At 59.2% G+C, this 19,146-nt stretch carries 15 protein-coding genes and 4 pseudogenes; 6 read left to right on the plus strand and 13 right to left on the minus strand.

The window, feature by feature from the left end; translation table 11 throughout:
- Window positions 1–82: 82 nt before the first annotated feature.
- On the minus strand, window positions 83–2,353 hold the full coding sequence (rlmKL, locus tag GJU48_RS17370; protein ID WP_094949572.1) for a bifunctional 23S rRNA (guanine(2069)-N(7))-methyltransferase RlmK/23S rRNA (guanine(2445)-N(2))-methyltransferase RlmL: 2,271 nt from the start codon (window positions 2,351–2,353) through the stop codon (window positions 83–85).
- A 532-nt stretch (window positions 2,354–2,885) separates the two neighbouring features.
- On the opposite strand from rlmKL, the gene rmf reads away from it, so the two are divergent.
- Window positions 2,886–3,101, plus strand: coding sequence for a ribosome modulation factor (rmf, locus tag GJU48_RS17375; RefSeq protein ID WP_002553055.1), 216 nt, complete (start codon window positions 2,886–2,888; stop codon window positions 3,099–3,101).
- Window positions 3,102–3,227: 126 nt separating this feature from the next.
- On the opposite strand, the gene GJU48_RS17380 is transcribed toward rmf, so the two are convergent.
- The 4 genes from GJU48_RS17380 to sctC form a co-directional block, all read right to left on the minus strand.
- Complete coding sequence (locus GJU48_RS17380) at window positions 3,228–4,247, minus strand: quinone-dependent dihydroorotate dehydrogenase (protein WP_094949571.1); 1,020 nt, start codon at window positions 4,245–4,247, stop codon at window positions 3,228–3,230.
- 85 nt (window positions 4,248–4,332) lie between these two features.
- Complete coding sequence (locus GJU48_RS17385; protein ID WP_094949570.1) at window positions 4,333–4,788, minus strand: transglycosylase SLT domain-containing protein; 456 nt, start codon at window positions 4,786–4,788, stop codon at window positions 4,333–4,335.
- On the minus strand, window positions 4,781–5,182 hold the full coding sequence (locus GJU48_RS17390; protein WP_094949569.1) for a winged helix-turn-helix domain-containing protein: 402 nt from the start codon (window positions 5,180–5,182) through the stop codon (window positions 4,781–4,783). The genes GJU48_RS17385 and GJU48_RS17390 overlap by 8 nt, the downstream gene beginning before the upstream one ends.
- Before the next feature lie 198 nt (window positions 5,183–5,380).
- A complete protein-coding gene (sctC, locus tag GJU48_RS17395) occupies window positions 5,381–6,844 on the minus strand; it encodes a type III secretion system outer membrane ring subunit SctC (RefSeq protein WP_155296055.1) in 1,464 nt (487 codons plus the stop codon).
- Between the two features lie 261 nt (window positions 6,845–7,105).
- On the opposite strand from sctC, the pseudogene GJU48_RS17400 reads away from it, so the two are divergent.
- The 4 pseudogenes from GJU48_RS17400 to GJU48_RS17415 form a co-directional block, all read left to right on the plus strand.
- Window positions 7,106–8,328 (plus strand): annotated as a pseudogene (locus GJU48_RS17400) (CmpA/NrtA family ABC transporter substrate-binding protein).
- Window positions 8,329–8,341: 13 nt separating this feature from the next.
- Window positions 8,342–8,917 (plus strand): annotated as a pseudogene (locus GJU48_RS17405) (ANTAR domain-containing response regulator).
- Between the two features lie 203 nt (window positions 8,918–9,120).
- A pseudogene (locus GJU48_RS17410) lies at window positions 9,121–9,282 on the plus strand (MFS transporter); the annotation flags it as partial.
- Window positions 9,283–9,452: 170 nt separating this feature from the next.
- Window positions 9,453–9,911 (plus strand): annotated as a pseudogene (locus tag GJU48_RS17415) (SAM-dependent methyltransferase); the annotation flags it as partial.
- 60 nt (window positions 9,912–9,971) lie between these two features.
- Here the strand turns inward: GJU48_RS17415 and GJU48_RS17420 are convergent.
- The 8 genes from GJU48_RS17420 to ppsA form a co-directional block, all read right to left on the minus strand.
- Window positions 9,972–10,952, minus strand: coding sequence for an OmpA family protein (locus tag GJU48_RS17420; RefSeq protein WP_094949567.1), 981 nt, complete (start codon window positions 10,950–10,952; stop codon window positions 9,972–9,974).
- Window positions 10,953–11,059: 107 nt separating this feature from the next.
- Window positions 11,060–11,650 (minus strand): RNA polymerase sigma factor SigX, encoded by a 591-nt coding sequence (sigX, locus tag GJU48_RS17425; protein WP_094949566.1) that lies wholly within the window; start codon window positions 11,648–11,650, stop codon window positions 11,060–11,062.
- An 87-nt stretch (window positions 11,651–11,737) separates the two neighbouring features.
- A complete protein-coding gene (locus GJU48_RS17430; RefSeq protein ID WP_003175519.1) occupies window positions 11,738–12,562 on the minus strand; it encodes a mechanosensitive ion channel family protein in 825 nt (274 codons plus the stop codon).
- A gap of 2 nt (window positions 12,563–12,564) precedes the next feature.
- Window positions 12,565–12,810, minus strand: coding sequence for a hypothetical protein (locus GJU48_RS17435; protein WP_005790375.1), 246 nt, complete (start codon window positions 12,808–12,810; stop codon window positions 12,565–12,567).
- An 86-nt stretch (window positions 12,811–12,896) separates the two neighbouring features.
- The gene (locus GJU48_RS17440; RefSeq protein WP_094949565.1) at window positions 12,897–13,892 is read right to left on the minus strand and encodes a zinc transporter ZntB; all 996 of its coding nucleotides are present in this window, start codon (window positions 13,890–13,892) and stop codon (window positions 12,897–12,899) included.
- 25 nt (window positions 13,893–13,917) lie between these two features.
- Complete coding sequence (gene rraA, locus GJU48_RS17445) at window positions 13,918–14,409, minus strand: ribonuclease E activity regulator RraA (protein WP_094949564.1); 492 nt, start codon at window positions 14,407–14,409, stop codon at window positions 13,918–13,920.
- A gap of 230 nt (window positions 14,410–14,639) precedes the next feature.
- Window positions 14,640–15,629, minus strand: coding sequence for an alpha/beta fold hydrolase (locus tag GJU48_RS17450; protein WP_094949563.1), 990 nt, complete (start codon window positions 15,627–15,629; stop codon window positions 14,640–14,642).
- A 106-nt stretch (window positions 15,630–15,735) separates the two neighbouring features.
- A complete protein-coding gene (gene ppsA, locus GJU48_RS17455) occupies window positions 15,736–18,111 on the minus strand; it encodes a phosphoenolpyruvate synthase (protein ID WP_094949562.1) in 2,376 nt (791 codons plus the stop codon).
- Between the two features lie 178 nt (window positions 18,112–18,289).
- Between ppsA and ppsR the strand changes: the two genes are divergently transcribed.
- Window positions 18,290–19,108, plus strand: a complete 819-nt coding sequence (ppsR, locus tag GJU48_RS17460) for a posphoenolpyruvate synthetase regulatory kinase/phosphorylase PpsR (protein WP_094949561.1) — start codon at window positions 18,290–18,292, stop codon at window positions 19,106–19,108.
- Window positions 19,109–19,146 lie beyond the last annotated feature (38 nt).

Genomic DNA, 19,146 nt, shown 5'->3' on the forward strand with positions numbered 1-19,146 from the left:
CCACGGTTTGACCAGCGTAAAAAAGCCGCAAGACTGGAATACACCAGGCCTGCGGCTTTTTTGTTTCAACTTGGTGCAGCGATCAGCGTGCGGTGATTTTCCAGGCCCGGTGGATCTTCGCGTTACGCGCGAAATCCGGGTCCAGGGTCTTGTCGCTGATTTCCTCGACCGCATAGCGTTCGCTGAGGTTGTCCTCAAGCACGAACTTGCGGAAGTTGTTCGAGAAGTACAACACGCCGCCCGGTGCCAGGCGGGCCATGGCCAGGTCGAGCAACTGCACGTGGTCGCGCTGCACGTCGAAGATACCTTCCATGCGCTTGGAGTTGGAGAAAGTCGGCGGGTCGATGAAGATCAGGTCGAACTCATCGCGGCTGGCTTCCAGCCACGCCATCACGTCACCCTGCTCCAGACGGTTCTTGTCAGAGAAACCATTGAGCGAGAAGTTACGACGCGCCCAGTCCAGGTAGGTCTTGGACAAATCGACGCTGGTGGTGCTGCGCGCGCCGCCTTTGGCTGCGTGCACACTGGCGGTGGCGGTGTAGCAATACAGATTGAGGAAACGCTTGCCGGCCGCTTCTTTCTGGATGCGCATGCGCATCGGGCGGTGGTCGAGGAACAGGCCGGTGTCCAGGTAGTCGGTGAGGTTGACCAGCAACTGCACGCCGCCTTCGCTCACTTCAGTAAACTTGCCCTGGGCGCTCTGGCGCTCGTATTGCTTGGTGCCGCTCTGGCGTTCGCGACGCTTGACCACCACGCGGCTCTTGTCGATGTTCAGCGCCTGGGGAATCGCGGCCAGGGCATCGAACATGCGTGCGGAGGCTTTTTCCGGGTCGATGGACTTCGGCGCGGCGTATTCCTGCACGTGCACCCAGTCGTGGTAGAGGTCGATGGCCATGGAGTACTCCGGCATGTCGGCATCGTACACACGGTAGCAATCCACGCCTTCACGCTTGGCCCACTTGCCCAGCAGCTTGAGGTTCTTCTGCAGGCGGTTGGCGAACATCTGCCCGCCTTCGCTCAAGCGTGCCTGTTCGACTACCGGGGCCGGGGCCGGGGCTGGCTTGATCGGGTTACCGTTCTTGTTGTACTGACGCTCTTGCGGCTCAACCGGGGCTTGGTCGTAAGCGGCTTGCTCACGTTCGGCCTGGCGCTGTTCCGGGGTGCGACGCTCGCCGGTGACGAACTGGTCCGGGTTGACCTTGATCAGCAGTAGTTTGCACGGCAAGGCGCCGTTCCAGAACGAATACTGTTTGTGGCTGCGGATGCCCATCCGCTTGCCCAGGTCCGGTGCGCCGGTGAACACGGCGGCTTCCCAACCCATGCACGCCTGGCGCAAACGCTCGCCGAGGTTCTGGTAGAGGTACAACAGGCTGGCTTCGTCACCCAGGCGCTCGCCGTAAGGTGGGTTGCAGATCACCAGGCCTTTCTGGTTCTGGTCCGGGCGCGGCTCGAAGGTGCCGACTTCACCTTGGTACACCTTGATCCAGTGACTCAGGCCTGCGCGTTCGATGTTGTTACGGGCGGGCTGGATCAACCGCGGGTCGGCTTCGTAGCCACGGACCCACAATGGCGGCTTGTTCATGCCGATGGCGGCACGCTCGCTGGCCTCTGTGTGCAGCTTCTTCCACAGCGCCGGGACGTGGCCGAGCCAGGTGGTGAAGCCCCACAGTTCGCGGTTGAGGTTAGGCGCCATGTCGGCGGCAATCATCGCGCCTTCGACCAGGAAGGTGCCGACGCCGCACATCGGGTCAGTCAGCGCGCCGCCTTCGGCCGCAATGCGCGGCCAGCCGGCGCGGATCAGGATTGCCGCTGCCAGGTTTTCCTTCAACGGTGCCGCGCCCTGCTGCAGGCGGTAACCGCGCTGGTGCAGGCTGTGGCCGGACAGGTCGAGGGACAGAATCGCTTCGCCTCGGTCCAGGCGCAGGTGGATGCGCAGGTCCGGGTTGATCTTGTCGATGGACGGACGTTCGCCGGTCGGGGTGCGCAGCTTATCGACGATCGCATCCTTGACCTTCAGCGCGCCGAAGTGGGTGTTGTCGATGCCCGAGCCATGGCCACTGAATTCCACCGCCAGGCTGCCGTCCGAGACCATGTGGTCGGCCCATTCGATGTCCAGCACGCCGTAGTAGAGGTCTTCGGCGTCCTTCATCGGGAAGCGCTTGAGCACCAGCAACACGCGGTTGGCCAGGCGCGACCAGAGGCACAGGCGGTAGGCGGTTTCCATGTCGGCCATGCCGCGCACGGCCGAGGTGTGCTCGCGGGCGTCCTCAAGGCCAAGCCCGACGGCTTCCTCGATCAGCAGGCCTTCGAGGCCCTTGGGGCAGGTGAGGAAGAGTTCAAAACGGTCCGACATGGGGCATTCCAGGCTTTTCAGCAATAAATGAACGGGCGACGCATCGCCGGCTCGGTTTTCAATCAAGCACTTTTCTTGAAGAGTGCTCGCGTGGCACGAATGTGCCGTTCCACCCCGGCTGCCGGGCCCTTGGGCCAAAATTTCCGGGGCAGATAAATAATTGGTTGCAACAAAAAGAAATATTCCGACCCTTCGTCGAATAATAACCGACTGCAACGAGCGGGCATTCTCACTAAAGGATTAAACCCATCCTCTTTGCAGGGCACATCATAGCTGGGTTTGCCCAATAAAAGGGGCGAAAAGCCATCCCAGCTTATGGCTATAGCATCGTTATCGTTACGTGCTTATGACAAAACGATCATTGAATCCATGTGACCTATTGGTTAGAACTCAACACAGGTTGGCGCCGTAACGGCGCCGACACATAGGCTCGCCACGCCGGCAGCGAGCCCACCAACGGCAGAAAAACTCTGCCCGGCCTCGGACGAGGCCGAAGGATATCTACACAGTCAACAAGTGAGGGAAACACCCTATGAGAAGACTTAAGCGTGATCCGTTGGAAAGAGCATTTTTACGCGGATATCAGTATGGCGTTCATGGAAAGTCCCGTGAGCTTTGCCCATTTACTCTACCGTCGGTACGCCAAGCCTGGATCAATGGCTGGCGAGAAGGACGCGGCGACAATTGGGACGGTATGACCGGCACTGCGGGGATCCACAGACTCAACGAACTTCACGCCGTCGGCTAATACAGGGCACTTAATCCGACACACCACCTTGAAGATTATGTAACGACTTAACCACGCACGCCCCATCAGGGCGGCGGGCTTCGGCCCAAGGGCTCCTTTAGGGAGCCCTTTTTATTGGCTGATCAATCAGCGCAAGGCTGCAATCGCGTCCACCGATTCGCGAATCAACGCCGGGCCTTTGTAAATAAAGCCTGTGTACAACTGCACGAGGCTGGCGCCGGCAGCGATCTTCTCAGCCGCGTGCTTGCCTTCGGTGATGCCGCCCACGGCGATGATCGGCAAGCGCCCCGCCAACTCAGCCGCCAACACCTTGACGGTGTGGGTGCTCTTGTCGCGCACCGGGGCGCCCGACAGCCCGCCGGCTTCATCACCATGGGCGAGCCCTTCAACGCCGACTCGGCTCAAGGTCGTATTGGTGGCGATCACCGCGTCCATGCCCGAATCCACCAGGGCCTGGGCGACCAGCACGGTTTCTTCGTCGCTCATGTCCGGGGCGATCTTGATAGCCAGCGGCACACGCTTGCCATGGCGCACGGCCAGGTCTTCCTGGCGCTGGCGCAACGCTTCGAGCAACTGCTTGAGGGAGTCGCCAAACTGCAGGCTGCGCAGGCCCGGGGTGTTCGGCGAGCTGACATTGACGGTAACGTAGCTGGCGTGGGCGTAGACCTTGTCCAGGCAAATCAGGTAGTCATCAACGGCACGCTCTACCGGTGTATCGAAGTTCTTGCCGATATTGATGCCCAGAATGCCTTTGTATTTCGCGGCGTGAACCCGCGACAGCAGGTGATCGACGCCCAGGTTGTTGAAGCCCATGCGGTTGATGATCGCCTCGGCTTCCGGCAAGCGGAAGATCCGAGGTTTAGGGTTGCCGGGCTGCGGCCGTGGCGTCACGGTGCCAATTTCAACAAAACCGAAACCCAATTGCGCAAAGCCGTCGATGGCCGCGCCGTTCTTGTCCAGGCCGGCAGCCAGCCCGACGGGGTTAGGAAAATCGAGCCCCATCACCGACACCGGCATCTTCGCCGGGGCCTTGCATACCAGCCCATTGAGCCCCAAGCGGCCACCGGCACCGATCAAGTCCAGGGACAGATCGTGAGAGGTTTCCGGGGAGAGTTTGAACAACAGCTGGCGGGCCAGGGTATACATGGGCGGGCTAGACTCGGAGGCGGCGAAAGGTGGCGCCGATTATAGCCGGGGTGGCGCGCCAGGTGCGAGGTGCGCCGTCCAATCGTCAATGCCGTTGTGCAACCAACGCCTCATACTGCGCCCAGATTTTTTCTGCATAACGCAGGCGCAGCGCCTCACGCTCAGGTGCCGGCCCCGCGTTGTAGGAGCCTACGGCTGTCCAGTTGTAACCGAAGCGCTGGATAAACTCGGCAAGGATCGAGGCGCCCACTTCGACCGATAAACACGGCTCACTCAGCAGCCGCTCCTCGGTAATGCCCTGTTTGGCCAGACGGGGCAGGTGCATGCTGTTGATCTGCATCAGGCCGATATCTCGGGAGCCATCGCTGTTGCCATGGTTGATCGCCTGCGCACGAGCGCCCGACTCCACGACAGCGATGGCTTGTAACAGCTCCGGCTCGATGTCGTAGCGGCTGGCCACCTCATCCCAGCAACTGGCCCAGGCTTGATGGCTGCCCACCAGCACACTCAACAGTAACCCTTTGCCCAATCGCTTAATCATGGGCCACCTGGCCACACGCCGAACAGATGTACTGCGCGCGCGCCCGTTCAGACTGGTGCGGTTCGTGCTGCTCGACTTTCACGGCACACGTAAAGCGATAGCCTCTGCCATAGATCGTCTTGATAAAGTCCTTGTCCTTCCTAAGGTGCTTACGCAGCGCATAGATGCAGCGAGTGAGTGACTCCTCTGCGACATCCCCACGAGGCCAGCCCAACTCAAGCAAACGATCCTTGGTCATCAGTACGCCATCGGACGCCAACAGCAGCCGCAACACATGCCACTCCTTGGGCGGCAACTGAGTATCCACGCCTTCACCGGTCAACCGGCCATCGCCATACAAGGTCCATCCGGCAAAAACCCGTGAGGCCGTCGGCCCATCATTCACGAGGGTCATACACACCTCTGCATCCGACTACTGACATTGAATTCCCTGTTTCCAGAAACGGCCGATACGGCAACCTCACGACTATAAAAACCAGAGCCGCAAACGGCGGTAGGAAAAGGCCGATGTAATCGAGGCTTTCGGCACGCACCGCGTAGGATTTTTCATCACCAGAAACAACAAGGGCTCAGGAAATCGTTCAGAAGCGGCTCAAGGTTTCACCACAAACGCACGTTGCACACGCTCGTACTGGCTCTGCGTCAATGGCGGCGGCCCGACGGCGCCGGCGAGCATCTTCAATTCGCTCCCAATCGCCCGTGCCTGGATCACAAACAGCCGCACCTCAGCGCGTCGACTGCCGCTGGCCACCTCGTCCCCTCGTCGAAAACCACCCAGCCAAAGACGCCTGCCCGGAGGCACACGAACCACCGTGCTGATTCCCACTCGCCCCACCGCCCCTGCTGAGCCGGGCTTGAGCTTGCGGTCCAACTGACGGTCATCCTTGATGGTCAGCTGCATTTCGATCTGATTCGCTTCGGCAAAACGCGGTAGCACACTGGCTTCGGTGCCATAACGTAAAGGCTGCCATTCAGCGCTTTTTTCTCCAGGCCCAGGCAGGTAAAACGTATGGTTATCCTGGAAAACCGCCGGGACATTCTCTTGGGTCAGGGTCACGGGAAACGCCGTAACCCTGGCTTTGCGCCGGCGCTCCAGCACACCGAGCTGTGCCATCAAGCGGTTATCGTCCAACGGTTCCATAACGCGCGTTACCGAAGCACCGGTGTTGGTTTCCTGAGCCCAGGCCGCGCCCATCTTCTCGAATTCGCTACGGTAAACATCGACCTGCCATAACGACACCTCAATCGGGCGCTTCGGCTTGTCGAGCTCCGCCACCAGCTCCTCAATGACCTTCACCTGGTCAGGTTTTCCCTTGATCAACAGGCTGTTTGAGTCAGGGTAAGCCATCACCACCAAGCTTTTGTCGGCCAGCAGGCTTGGCGGGCGTTGTTTGTCATTTTTCTGCTCACTGGCTAACACGGTTTCGATCATCGAGGCCATGCCCGGTACATTGACCTTGTCGCCGCCCATGGCGTACTGACGATCTGCCACATGGGTGTTGAATACCTGCACCACGCCGAAGGTTTGTTTGCCGACGCGCATCTGCGCGCGCTGCTTGTCCATCAGTTGAGCCAGGTGCAGTACTTGGTCCACATAGTTCGGTGGCCCGGACACATAGAACGTCCGCGCCCCGCTCTCCCTGAGCGGGTAGCGTGATTCATCAAGGCCCGAACGGCGCATGAACCCACGCAACCTGTCGACCGAGATATGCCGCAGCGCCACCGCCGTGCTTTTTGCCTCGCCGGCGCCATAGAGGTAAAGCACCTGCCCGTCGCTGTACCAAATCAGGCCTTGCTGCTCGGCGACCGCCTCCAGGGTCTGCTGCGCCGCCTCCAGGTCGAATGACCCGGAGAGGGTTCTACGCGCCACCTCGCGACTGACCACGATGGGTACGCCCAAAGGCACCGACAGCGCAGTGAAAAAGGTGTGCAAGCTCTCATCCCGCGCCTGGTAGTTCTCCCCCAACGCGGGCGTGATTGCCAACAACAGTGCCAAACACAGCAACCAGCGATGCAACCCGTGGTAGCTGATCATGGCTGTAGAATCGATAGACACCGTGGGTGTTCCTGACAGTCTGGCGCAAAGAGGCGGCCATACTGGGAGGCAGCCGAGTTTCAATCTTGATGGAAAGTTGACGGCAGCCCGCGCCAGCCTGCCCGTGGCATGTGCTTTGCTACGGACTCAGTATCAAAGCCTGCATCAACCTCGAAGCAGGCCTACAGACAAAGGCGTCGTACCCTGCAATGGCCTGCATCGCTATCCCAGCGCAGCCCATCAACGGTAACGACGCTTTTTTTTGAGAAACGGTAGGTGTTGATGAACGATTCGGTCGGCAACAGCCCGGTGAATAATCCGCTGGCCTGGGTAAACGGCAGTGACGCCCCGGAAAAGAGCAGCCTCGACCTGGGTTTCATGGCGCTGACCGACTGCGCCTCACTGGTGGTCGCCGCCACCCAAGGCTTCGCGCAACCCTACGGGCTGACACTGAACCTCGAGCGCCAATCCTCCTGGGCCAACCTGCGCGACAAACTGGTCAGCGGTGAACTGGACGCCGCCCACAGCCTGTATGGCTTGGTTTATGCCGTGCACCTGGGCATCGGCGGCGTTGCGCCGACCGACATGGCCGTGCTGATGGGGCTCAACCAGAACGGCCAGAGCATCACCTGTCCCACGGCCTGCAACAGCAAGGCGTGACCACTCCTGAGGCATTGGACCGCCACGTGCACCAAAGCCGAACAAAACTGACGTTCGCCCAGACATTTCCCACAGGCACCCACGCCATGTGGCTGTATTACTGGCTGGCGAGCCAAGGCATTCACCCCTTGCAGGACGTCGACAGCGTGGTGGTGCCGCCACCGCAGATGGTCGCGCACCTGCAAGCCGGGCGCATCGACGGGTTTTGTGTCGGCGAGCCTTGGTGTGCCAGCGCGGTCAAGCAAAACCAAGGGTTCACGCTGGCGACCACCCAGGCGATCTGGCCGAACCATCCGGAAAAGGTTCTAGGCTGCACCCAGGCCTTCGTCGATCAATACCCAAACACCGCGCGCGTGTTGGTAATGGCGATTCTCGAAGCCAGCCGTTTTATCGAAGAAAGCCAGGAGAACCGGCGCTCCACCGCGCAATTACTCAGCGCCCGCGACTACCTCGATGCGCCGCTCGACTGCATCGAGCCACGCCTGTTGGGCGCCTATGACGACGGCCTCGGCAACCAGTGGCAAGACCCGCACGCGCTGAGGTTTTTCGGTGATGGCGAGGTGAACCTGCCTTACCTCTGCGACGGCATGTGGTTCATGACCCAGTTTCGACGTTGGGGCTTGCTGCGCGAAGACCCGGACTACCTGGGCGTCGCGCGTCAGGTGCAGCAACTGGACCTGTATCGCCAAGCCGCCGCCGTCGGGGTTGCAGCAAACGCCCAGGACATGCGCAGCAGCCAGTTGATCGACGGCGAAATTTGGGACGGCTCCAACCCTGCCGCCTACGCCCGCAGCTTCCGCCTGCACGCCATGGCGGACCACGCCAACCGCCAGGCGCTGCGCTGACAGGAAGAATGATATGTTGCGAATCCTGTTGATCAACGATACCCCGCGCAAAGTCGGACGCCTCAAAGCCGCGCTGACCGAGGCCGGGTTCGAGGTCATCGATGAGTCCGGCCTGACCATCGACCTGCCCGCGCACGTCGAAACGGTGCATCCGGACGTGATCCTGATCGATACCGAGTCACCCGGGCGCGACGTCATGGAGCAAGTGGTGCTGGTCAGCCGCGATCAACCACGGCCGATCGTGATGTTTACCGACGAGCACGACCCGAACGTAAAGCGCCGGGCGATCAAGTCCGGCGTCAGTGCCTACATCCTCGAAGGCATCCAGGCCCAGCGTCTGCAGCCGATCCTGGACGTGGCCATGGCCCGCTTTGAAAGCGACCAGGCTCTGCGCGCCCAGCTCCAGGCCCGTGATCAGCAACTCGCCGAGCGCAAACGCATCGAGCAGGCCAAAGGCATGCTGATGAAAATGAAGCACTGCAATGAAGAAGAAACCTACACGCTGATGCGCCGCTAGGCCATGAGCCGCCAACAGAAACTGATCCAGGTGGCGGAGCAGATTATCGCCATGAGTGAGTTGCTAGGCTGATCTGGCGCAGCCACATTCACCACAGGTAACCAACGGCGGTTGCCCCTTCTACGACAAAGACGTCGCCCATCCGGTTTGCCCCCGCAAACCCGGTGGCGGCGTTTTTTCGTTTTGGCCCCAGCGCATGGGGCCGGTGGGGCGGCCTGAACCGGCGGTTCCATCAGCCGGCCTTCTTACAAGACTCCCAACCGTTGAGGTGCGTGATGAAATCAAGCTTCTGGAAATCCGGGCACACCCCGACCCTGTTTGCCGAGTTCCTGTATTTCGACCTGAGCTTCATGGTCTGGTACCTGTTGGGCCCACTGGCGGTGCAGATTGCCGCCGACCTGCACTTGACCACTCAGCAGCGCGGCCTGGTGGTGGCGAAGAGGCCATGTGGCTGCGCGAACGCGGTGTGTCGGTGGAGTGGGTCAACGGGATTACGGTGGGCCTGGCGGGGGCCACAAATTGCGACATTCCACTGACGTTGCGTGGGCCCACTGGCGGTGCAGATTGCCGCCGACCTGCACTTGACCACTCAGCAGCGCGGCCTGGTGGTGGCGAAGAGGCCATGTGGCTGCGCGAACGCGGTGTGTCGGTGGAGTGGGTCAACGGGATTACGGTGGGCCTGGCGGGGGCCACAAATTGCGACATTCCACTGACGTTGCGCGGTATCAGCCGAGGCGTAACGCTGGTCACGGCACATACCCAAGACGACAGCAGCCTGAACTGGCGTGCACTGGCCGAGGGCGGAACGAAGGTGGTGGTGTATATGGGCGTGGCGAAGCTTGAGGAGATTCGTCAGCAACTGCTCGATGGCGCAATGGCAGCGGATATGCCGGTGGCGATGATCGAAAATGCATCGCTGCCCCAGCAGCGCGAATGCCGCAGCACACTGGCACACATGCATACGGATGCGCAGGCGTTTGCCTTGAAGAGCCCGGCTATCCTGGTGATCGGCCGTGTGGCCGCCACTGATCAGGCGGCCCGGGTTGCGGTGTCAGCCAGCGCTTGAGACAAATTGCAGACGAAAAAAAGCCCGGCCTAAGCCGGGCTTTTTTCTACCACTCAGTAATTACTGAGCTTGAGCTTCAACCGACGCTTCTACGCGACGGTTAACAGCGCGGCCAGCTTCAGTTGCGTTATCAGCAACTGGGCGGGATTCGCCGTAACCTACCGCAGTAACACGGCTAGGAGCTACGCCGTCTTTAACCAGGACTTGCTTAACAGCGTCAGCACGACGCTGGGACAGCTTCTGGTTGTAGGCGTCTGGACCGATGGAGTCAGTGTGACCAGCAACTTCTACGTTGGTAGTTGGGTACTGAGCCATGAAGTCGGCCAGGTTTTTCACGTCGCCGTAGCTGTTAGGCTTAACAACCGACTTGTCGAAGTCGAACTTAACGTCCAGCTCAACACGAACAACCTGAGCAACCGGAGCTTCTGGCTCTGGAACTGGCTCTGGAGCTGGTGCTGGGGTAGGAGCTGGAGCAACTGCGCCAGCGTTACCGCCGAAGTTTACGCCCAGGCCGACCAGTGCGGAGTAATCCCACTTGCCGTTGTCCAGGTTGTAGTCAGACTCAACGCCAGCACGTGCGAACAGGTTGTTGGTGAAGTAGTACTTCACACCAGCGCCAGCGATAGCCAGGGTCGACTGATCGCGACCGCTGTGGCCGTCGACCTTAACGTTGGTACGGCTCTGGTGACCGAAACCACCTTCTACGTATGGACGCAGGGAGTCAACACCGGCCTGACCGAAGTGGTACTGAGCAGTCACGCTGCCAGTGTCACCTTTGATCTTCTGGTTACCAGTACCGTCGTTCGAACGGGTGTGGTTGGTGGTGTCGTAGTTCAGGTTAACCGACACGTCGTCGGTAATGAAGTAACCGATGCTGGCGCCAGGGTTGTAGCCGTCTTCGATGTGCTTGACGCTATCGTTGAACTGCTTTTTGTAGAACAGCTGGCCTTCAACTGCGCCTTGGCCTTGTGCCAGTGCGCCGAAAGAAGTAGCGGCAATAAGAGTACCAATGGCCAAGCCCAAGGTGTTTTTCAGTTTCATCCGTTAAATCCCCATCTGGTGATTGTAAAGCAGTCCCACAAACCGGGGGACAACTCGGCGACAAGTCTAACAGAACTTGCCTACACGTAAGAGATATTTGCCACGCACTAAGTTTCAGTCTCGCCCGCAAATTTCTCACGTAATTTATCAAGAGCACGTTTGTAACGCATTTTTGTAGCACTCAAACCCATGCGCATGATGTCAGCAATTTCCTGAAACTCCAGCTCTGCGACGAATCGTAGCACTAGAATTTCACGGTCAATCGGATTCACATGCACCAACCAGCGATCAAGTCCGCCCTTTTCCTCGGGTGTCGGCGCCTTTTCTTCAGACGCTTCCTCAAGGGGGTCCAGACTCAAAGCGTCCATCAAGCGACGCTTTCGCCGTTCCTTACGATACTGCGTGATGCACTCGTTGTACGTGATGCTATAGAGCCATGTTTTGAACTTCGATTTGCCCTCGAAGTTCTTCAGGCCGTACAGCACCTTGAGCATCACTTCCTGACAGACATCATCCGCATCTCTATCGTTCCCTAAATACCTTGAACAAACGTTGAACAGAGTGCGTTGATATCTGCGCATCAATTCTTCGTACGCGCGTGTTACGTGAAACAGCTCCGTGTGCGCGCGCGCGACCAACTCCTCATCAGAGAGCTCACGGGGGTCATAGCGCGTGGACAGCGTTTGGGCTTTATTCAAAACAAGTCGTGCCGACAGTCAGGTCAATGTCCGCTACAGCCCGGTCACCCGGGTTTGCGGCGGCGTACATTAGCAGGATTTTCCGGGTTAGCGGCTACTGACCTGCTGCTCGAGGAGAATCCGGTTGGACAGTGACACCAGGTCACCGTCATCGGTCAGCACCGTTGTCTTCACGGTACCGATCTCTTCGATTTGCCCTTCGACCTCGCCCACACGCACCTGTTGCCCAACCTGATACAGCTCACGCACATAGATTCCCGCAAGAATCTGACCGGCAATTTCCCGGCTTCCCAACCCCATGGCCAACGCAACGGCCAGACCAACGGTAATCAAAACAATCACAATCACGTGGTTGAGCAGGTCAGTTTTGACCTCCAACTGGCTGATCGCGACGGAAATACTGATGATGATCACCAGCCCCTGGGCGATTCGCCCCAGGCCCGCAGCATAGTCCAGACCCACGCCTTCAGCCGCCCCGCGCACCAGCCCATTGGCTAATTGCGCCAGTAAAACGCCTACCAGCAACACCAGCGCGCCGCCGAACACTTTCGGCAAATACAGCGCCAGCATATCGAGCGTAGCTGAAACTCGCTCAAGTCCAAGGGACTGAGCCGCAGAAACCAGAAAAATAAGTAGAACGAACCAGTAGACGATCTTCCCGATCAGGGTCGAGATCGGCACTTGCAACCCGGCACGGCCCAACAACTTGGTCAGGCCGGTGCCTGCCATCAAGCGGTCCAGACCGAGTTTGGCGAGTAATTTGGACAGCAGGGTGTCGAGCAACTTGGCCACGACAAAGCCCAGCAATACCAAGACTAGAGCACCAAACAGGTTTGGAATGAAATTCGCCACCTTGGTCCACAATGCGGTCATCGCAGTGACCAGGCTCTGGGTCCAGAGATCAAGTTCCATATTCAATCAGCCTTATCAGCAGTGCGAGCAAGAGGTTTACGACGGGAAACCGGCGAAACGTGGGCCGAACCATTGTTCAGGGCCATCATCAACGCCGGCAACCAACGACCGAGCAGACCGAACAGGTCTCCCGCCCCTACCTGACGGTTGGCGGTTTTCAACACGCGGCCCAGGCAGGCATCGTCGTCCCGGTTGGACGGCGAAGCATTCAGCATGTCACGCAAAGACTGTTCGAACGGATCGTGCATAAAGACCTCTCGCAAGTGATTTAAAAGACGAGGGTTAAATTCTTGGGGTCACATGGGCCCCTTGGTACGTTCAGCTCACATTCAGGTCAAACCCAGCGCAATCGTCGAAATAACCACCACTGCCCCAACGCAACGGCCACCATCATCAGGCACGCAATCACGAAGCCATACGGGCTGGCGGAGAACGGAATACCGCCCACATTTATACCCAGCAAACCGGTGAGAAAACTCATCGGCAGGAAGATCCCAGTGATGATCCCGAAGCGGTACATGGTGCGATTCATGCGCACGCTCAAGCGCCGGTCTTCGGCCTCAAGTACAAGCCCCACGCGCTCCCGAGCCAATTCGAGCTCTTCCAGGTAGCGGGTCAGGCTGTTGTGTAATTCATTCCAATAGTCGGCATCGTCGTCACAGAACCACGGCAATTTGATCCGCGTCAGTTGGGCAAAAATATCCCGCTGTGGCGCCAGGAAACGCTTGAGGCCCGCCGCTCGCCGACGGATCTGCAAAACGCTGCCATGCTCCGGAGTATACCGTTCGTCGGTATCAATTTTTTCTTCCTCAAAATCGACGATTTCGGATAAATCAGTGACCAGATCCTGCACTTTGTTGGTCAGGTACTGCGCCATATAAAGGATGAGTTCCGACGCGGTTTTTGGCCCCTTGCCGTCTGCCAGTTGCACCAGCAGCTCATCAGTGGCGCGCAGCGGGCGCAAGCGCAGAGAAATCACGCGACTGGCCGCAGCAAAGATACGCACCGAAACCATGTCTTCGGGCTCGGCGCCCGGGTTGAGGTTGACCCCACGCAAAAACAGCAGCAATTGCGCATCCGGCAGCGGCAACAGGCGCGGGCGGGTGTTTTCCTCCAGCAGCAAGTCGCAAGCGAATTCACTCAAGCCACTGGATTTGCGCAGCCAGGTCTGGGTCTGAGGATGGCTGCGATCCCAATGCAGCCACAGGCTTTCCTGGGGCTGCAGTTGCAAGTCGTCGAGCTCAGTCCGGGCAATCGAACGCGCACCGCCTTTACCGTCCAGCACCAGGGCATGCACCAGCCCCCATTGCGCGTTTTCTTCCTCGAACATCCTCACCCCTATCGGTTACTGCGGTTTATTCAGGCATTTTCAGCGGGCTTGGCGAGACGATCACGCCATTATTGTCGGCGTAGATGTACTCACCCGGGCGGAAAGTCACGCCGGCAAAGGTCACTACCACGTTCAAATCACCAATACCGCGCTTGTCGGTTTTCATCGGGTGCGTCGCCAGCGCTTGCACACCCAGGTCGGTCTGGGCAATGACATCGACATCACGGATGCAACCGTAGATCACCAGCCCTTCCCAACCGTTTTTGGCGGCTTTCTCGGCGATCATGTCGCCCAGCAACGCGCGACGCAGGGAACCACCGCCATCGACCACCAGCACCTTGCCTGCGCCCGGCTGGTCGGCCTGCTCCTTGACCAGGGAGTTGTCCTCGAAGCATTTGATGGTGACGATTTCGCCGCCAAAGGAGTCTCGGCCGCCGAAATTACTGAACATCGGCTCAAGCACCTGCACCAGATCGGGGTAGGCGTCGCACAAGTCGGGCGTCACGTAATGGTTCATCGAGAAACTCCTGTCGTCAAAAAAGAGGTCGAACATCCCACGGTGTACATCAGAAAAACGTGGCGCAACAGGCATTCTTTAAGGGTTCACCCGTTGGCGGCCGCCATGATCAGACTCACCTCGGCGCAACGCAATAGGCACTGCGCGACTAAATATGACCAGAAGCGTTTAACGCGTCATATCTTAGCCGCAACCACTCCCGAGTGAAACGCCCTTGGTAGAGCGCTTGTTCAAACCCCTGCAAGTACTTCGGCGTGTGCCCCGGTTAAAGGTGTCAGCGGATCTTTCAACCATCGCGCCACCATCGGCCACACCTCAGCTTGGGCGGCTTTGCTGACCAGCATCTCGACATGCCCGAAATCACCGCTAAAGCCCTGCTGGCGCCCCAGGCACAGGTATTGGCGATGCTCGGAACCGACCTGCTCAAACAACTTGCGGCACGCCCAATCCGGATCCTGCCGGTCGCCCGCCGCGCTCACCGCCAACAGCGGCACGTCGACGTCGGCCAGGCCTTTCCACCAATCTTGCTTTCCATCGCCAAAGCGACCGAACAGGCCATTCCAGCGCATGGCTTCAATCATCACGCCCGCCGGCTCGTCCTCGGGACCGCGCTTAAGCCGCGTGCCCGACACTTCGCCAAAGCGTTTCAAGAGCAAACGGCTGGTCCACTCCACCGGTGGAATTTTCAACGGCCAATGGGTACGGCTGACCTGGCAGCCAAACAACGCCACCGAGGCCACTGCCGGCGCGCCAAGGTGTTGACCACCGAGGGCCGCCGCCAAGGCGGTGCCGCCCAGGGAATGCCCGATCCAATGCGGAATTTGCGCACTTTGCTCACGCACAAACGCACCAATCGCCGGTAAATCGTAACGCGCGTAGTCGGCGACACGATTTCTGGCGTAGTCCTTGTTACGCTTGGAAAGACCATGCCCGCGCATTTCCGGGATCCACACATCAAACCCCTGGCGCGCCAGGTAAGCGCCCAGGCCGATGCCTTTGGGCGAGTACCAGAAACGCCGATTGGAAAAACTGCCGTGCAACAAAATGACCGGCGCGCCCCGGTTTTCCGGGACATCGGCCAGGCCCAAACGGGTCACGGCCAACTCGACGGTGCCGTCTGGGCTGTTACCGGGTTTGAGGCGGTAAACATCTTCACTCAGGTCGCCGCGACGTTCAGCACTGATCAGGGCGACGGGAAACAGGTTGCTGCTGCTTTGCATAATGCTCTTGCACAAAAAAGGGCGGCGTCCGTAAGGAGTTCCGCCCAGTACAGATAAGAATGCCGGTCACCCTTGGCGAGTGACCGGCACTTTTGACGCGTCGACCTTAGGCGGACGCTTGGCCTTCTGCGAGGAAGAACCAGGTTTCCAGTACGGAGTCGGGGTTCAGCGAGACGCTTTCGATGCCCTGCTCCATCAGCCATTTGGCCAGGTCAGGGTGGTCGGAAGGGCCTTGGCCGCAGATACCGATGTACTTGCCGGCCTTGTTACAGGCCTGGATGGCGTTGGCCAGCAGCTTCTTGACCGCAGGGTTACGCTCATCAAACAGGTGGGCGATGATTCCTGAGTCACGGTCCAGGCCCAGGGTCAGCTGGGTCAGGTCGTTGGAGCCGATGGAGAAGCCGTCGAAGAATTCCAGGAACTCCTCGGCCAGGATGGCGTTGGACGGCAGTTCGCACATCATGATTACGCGCAGGCCGTTTTCGCCACGGCTCAGGCCGTTTTCCGCCAACAGGTCGACCACCTGGCTCGCTTCGCCCAGGGTGCGTACGAACGGCACCATGATTTCGACGTTGGTCAGGCCCATTTCATTGCGCACGCGTTTGAGGGCACGGCACTCAAGCTCGAAGCAATCGCGGAAGGCTTCGCTGATGTAACGCGAGGCGCCCCGGAAGCCCAGCATCGGGTTTTCTTCTTCCGGCTCGTAAAGCTTGCCGCCGATCAGGTTAGCGTATTCGTTGGACTTAAAGTCCGACAGGCGCACGATGACCTTTTTCGGGTAGAACGCCGCCGCCAGGGTACTGATGCCTTCCACCAGTTTCTCGACGTAGAAGCCCACCGGGTCGTTGTAACCGGCGATGCGCTTGTCGACGCTTTCCTTGATGTCCGGCGGCAGGCCGTCGTAGTTCAGCAGGGCCTTGGGGTGCACGCCGATCATGCGGTTGATGATGAACTCCAGACGGGCCAGGCCCACACCAGCGTTCGGCAACTGCGCGAAATCGAAGGCACGGTCCGGGTTACCGACGTTCATCATGATCTTGAACGGCAGGTCAGGCATGGCATCGATGGAGTTTTGCTTGATGTCGAAGCCCAGTTCACCCTCAAAGATGAAACCGGTGTCGCCTTCAGCGCAGGATACCGTCACGCCCTGGCCATCTTTCAACAGCTGGGTGGCATTGCCGCAACCGACGACCGCCGGAATGCCCAGCTCACGGGCGATGATCGCCGCGTGACACGTACGCCCGCCACGGTTGGTGACGATGGCGCTGGCGCGTTTCATCACGGGTTCCCAGTCCGGGTCGGTCATGTCGGAGACCAGCACGTCGCCTGGCTGGACTTTGTCCATTTCGGACACGTCCTTGATGATCCGCACCTTGCCGGCGCCGATGCGCTGGCCGATGGCACGGCCTTCCACCAGCACGGTGCCGGTTTCTTTCAATAAGTAACGTTCCATGACATTGGCCGAGGTGCGGCTTTTCACGGTTTCAGGCCGCGCCTGCACGATGTACAGCTTGCCGTCGTCACCGTCCTTGGCCCACTCGATGTCCATCGGGCACTTGTAGTGCTTTTCGATGATCATCGCTTGTTTGGCCAATTCGCTGACTTCAGCGTCAGTCAGGCAGAAACGCGCGCGCTCGGCCTTGTCGACTTCAACGGTTTTAACCGAGCGACCGGCCTTGGCCTCGTCGCCGTAGATCATCTTGATGGCTTTGCTGCCCAGGTTGCGGCGCAGGATGGCCGGGCGGCCAGCCTCAAGGGTGTGTTTATGGACGTAGAATTCGTCCGGGTTGACCGCGCCTTGTACGACGGTTTCGCCCAGGCCGTAGGCGCCGGTGATGAATACCACGTCACGGAAGCCCGATTCGGTGTCCAGGGTGAACATCACGCCGGCGGTGCCGGTTTCCGAACGCACCATGCGCTGCACGCCGGCAGACAAAGCCACCAGTTTGTGGTCGAAACCTTGGTGTACGCGGTAGGAAATGGCGCGGTCGTTGAACAGCGAGGCAAACACTTCCTTGGCGGCGCGGATTACGTTTTCGACGCCACGGATATTCAGGAAGGTTTCTTGCTGGCCGGCAAAAGAGGCGTCCGGCAAGTCTTCGGCTGTGGCCGAGGAGCGCACGGCGACGGCCATGTCCGGGTTACCGGCCGACAGCGTGGCGAAGGCGGTGCGGATTTCTTCGTTGAGCTTCTCGGGGAACTCGGCGTCCATGATCCATTTACGGATCTGGGCACCGGTCTTGGCCAGGGCATTGACGTCATCGACGTCCAGGGCGTCCAGCGCGGCGTGGATCTGAGCATTGAGGCCGCTGAGTTCGAGGAAATCGCGGTAAGCCTGAGCCGTGGTGGCGAAACCACCAGGCACCGAGACACCAGCGCCTGCAAGATTACTGATCATCTCGCCGAGGGATGCGTTCTTGCCCCCCACATGCTCTACATCATGGACGCCGAGCTTATCGAGGGAAACTACGTACTCTACCAAGGTGATCTCTCCACTTTCTGTGTTGGAAAAGCTCAGGACGCCGGCGGCTCAGTAGGAGCAAACGCCAGCGCTTGTGGCCTGGACCTGGAAAATAAGTGAGAATGCGGCCCACTGCGGGACGGCAAAATCGCGCCTATCATATCCAAGATTCGCCATCAGCTTAAGGCCTAGGGCTCAAATGAAACGATCTGCTTTCTTTATCTCCGACGGCACCGGCATCACAGCCGAAACATTGGGTCAGAGCCTGCTCGCACAGTTCGAAAACATTACCTTCGCCAAATTCACGCGGCCCTATATCGACAACGTGGATAAAGCGCGGGCCATGGTACAACAAATCAATCTGGCGGCTGAAAAAGACGGTTTTCGACCGATCATTTTCGACACCATCGTCAATCAAGACATCCGTGAGATCCTTGCAACCTCCAATGGTTTCATGATCGACATTTTCTCCACGTTCCTGGCGCCGCTGGAACAGGAGCTGAGTGAACACTCCTCCTATTCCGTAGGAAAGTCCCATTCCATAGGGCACAACTCCAACTATATGGAGCGTATCGAGGCGGTGAACTTCGCCCTCGACAATGATGACGGCGCCCGCACTCACTACTACGACAAAGCCGATTTGATCCTGGTGGGCGTGTCCCGCTGCGGCAAGACGCCGACGTGCCTGTACATGGCCATGCAGTTTGGCATTCGCGCGGCCAACTACCCGCTGACCGAGGACGACATGGAACACCTGACGCTGCCGGCCGCCCTGCGCGCGCACCAGCATAAGCTGTTCGGCCTGACCATCGACCCGGACCGCCTCACCGCCATCCGTAACGAGCGCAAGCCCAACAGCCGCTATTCGAGCTACGCCCAGTGCGAGTTCGAAGTACGCGAGGTGGAAAATCTGTTCCGTCGCGAGAATATTGCGCACATCAATTCCACGCATTTTTCGGTGGAAGAGATTTCGGCGAAGATTTTGGTGGAGAAAGGCGTGGAGCGGCGCTTCAAATAAGCCAACGACTATGAATTTCCTGTGGCAAGCGGGCTGAG

It is taken from the genome of Pseudomonas sp. IB20, from assembly GCF_009707325.1.
Lineage (GTDB): Bacteria > Pseudomonadota > Gammaproteobacteria > Pseudomonadales > Pseudomonadaceae > Aquipseudomonas.

Bases quoted from the DNA above. Each gene is read 5' to 3' on its own strand.
- rlmKL (WP_094949572.1), bottom strand. From the start codon at position 2,353: ATGTCGGACCGTTTTGAACTCTTCCTCACCTGCCCCAAGGGCCTCGAA.
- rmf (WP_002553055.1), top strand. From the start codon at position 2,886: ATGAGAAGACTTAAGCGTGATCCGTTGGAAAGAGCATTTTTACGCGGA.
- GJU48_RS17380 (WP_094949571.1), bottom strand. From the start codon at position 4,247: ATGTATACCCTGGCCCGCCAGCTGTTGTTCAAACTCTCCCCGGAAACC.
- GJU48_RS17385 (WP_094949570.1), bottom strand. From the start codon at position 4,788: ATGATTAAGCGATTGGGCAAAGGGTTACTGTTGAGTGTGCTGGTGGGC.
- GJU48_RS17390 (WP_094949569.1), bottom strand. From the start codon at position 5,182: ATGACCCTCGTGAATGATGGGCCGACGGCCTCACGGGTTTTTGCCGGA.
- GJU48_RS17420 (WP_094949567.1), bottom strand. From the start codon at position 10,952: ATGAAACTGAAAAACACCTTGGGCTTGGCCATTGGTACTCTTATTGCC.
- GJU48_RS17430 (WP_003175519.1), bottom strand. From the start codon at position 12,562: ATGGAACTTGATCTCTGGACCCAGAGCCTGGTCACTGCGATGACCGCA.
- GJU48_RS17435 (WP_005790375.1), bottom strand. From the start codon at position 12,810: ATGCACGATCCGTTCGAACAGTCTTTGCGTGACATGCTGAATGCTTCG.
- GJU48_RS17440 (WP_094949565.1), bottom strand. From the start codon at position 13,892: ATGTTCGAGGAAGAAAACGCGCAATGGGGGCTGGTGCATGCCCTGGTG.
- rraA (WP_094949564.1), bottom strand. From the start codon at position 14,409: ATGAACCATTACGTGACGCCCGACTTGTGCGACGCCTACCCCGATCTG.
- GJU48_RS17450 (WP_094949563.1), bottom strand. From the start codon at position 15,629: ATGCAAAGCAGCAGCAACCTGTTTCCCGTCGCCCTGATCAGTGCTGAA.
- ppsR (WP_094949561.1), top strand. From the start codon at position 18,290: ATGAAACGATCTGCTTTCTTTATCTCCGACGGCACCGGCATCACAGCC.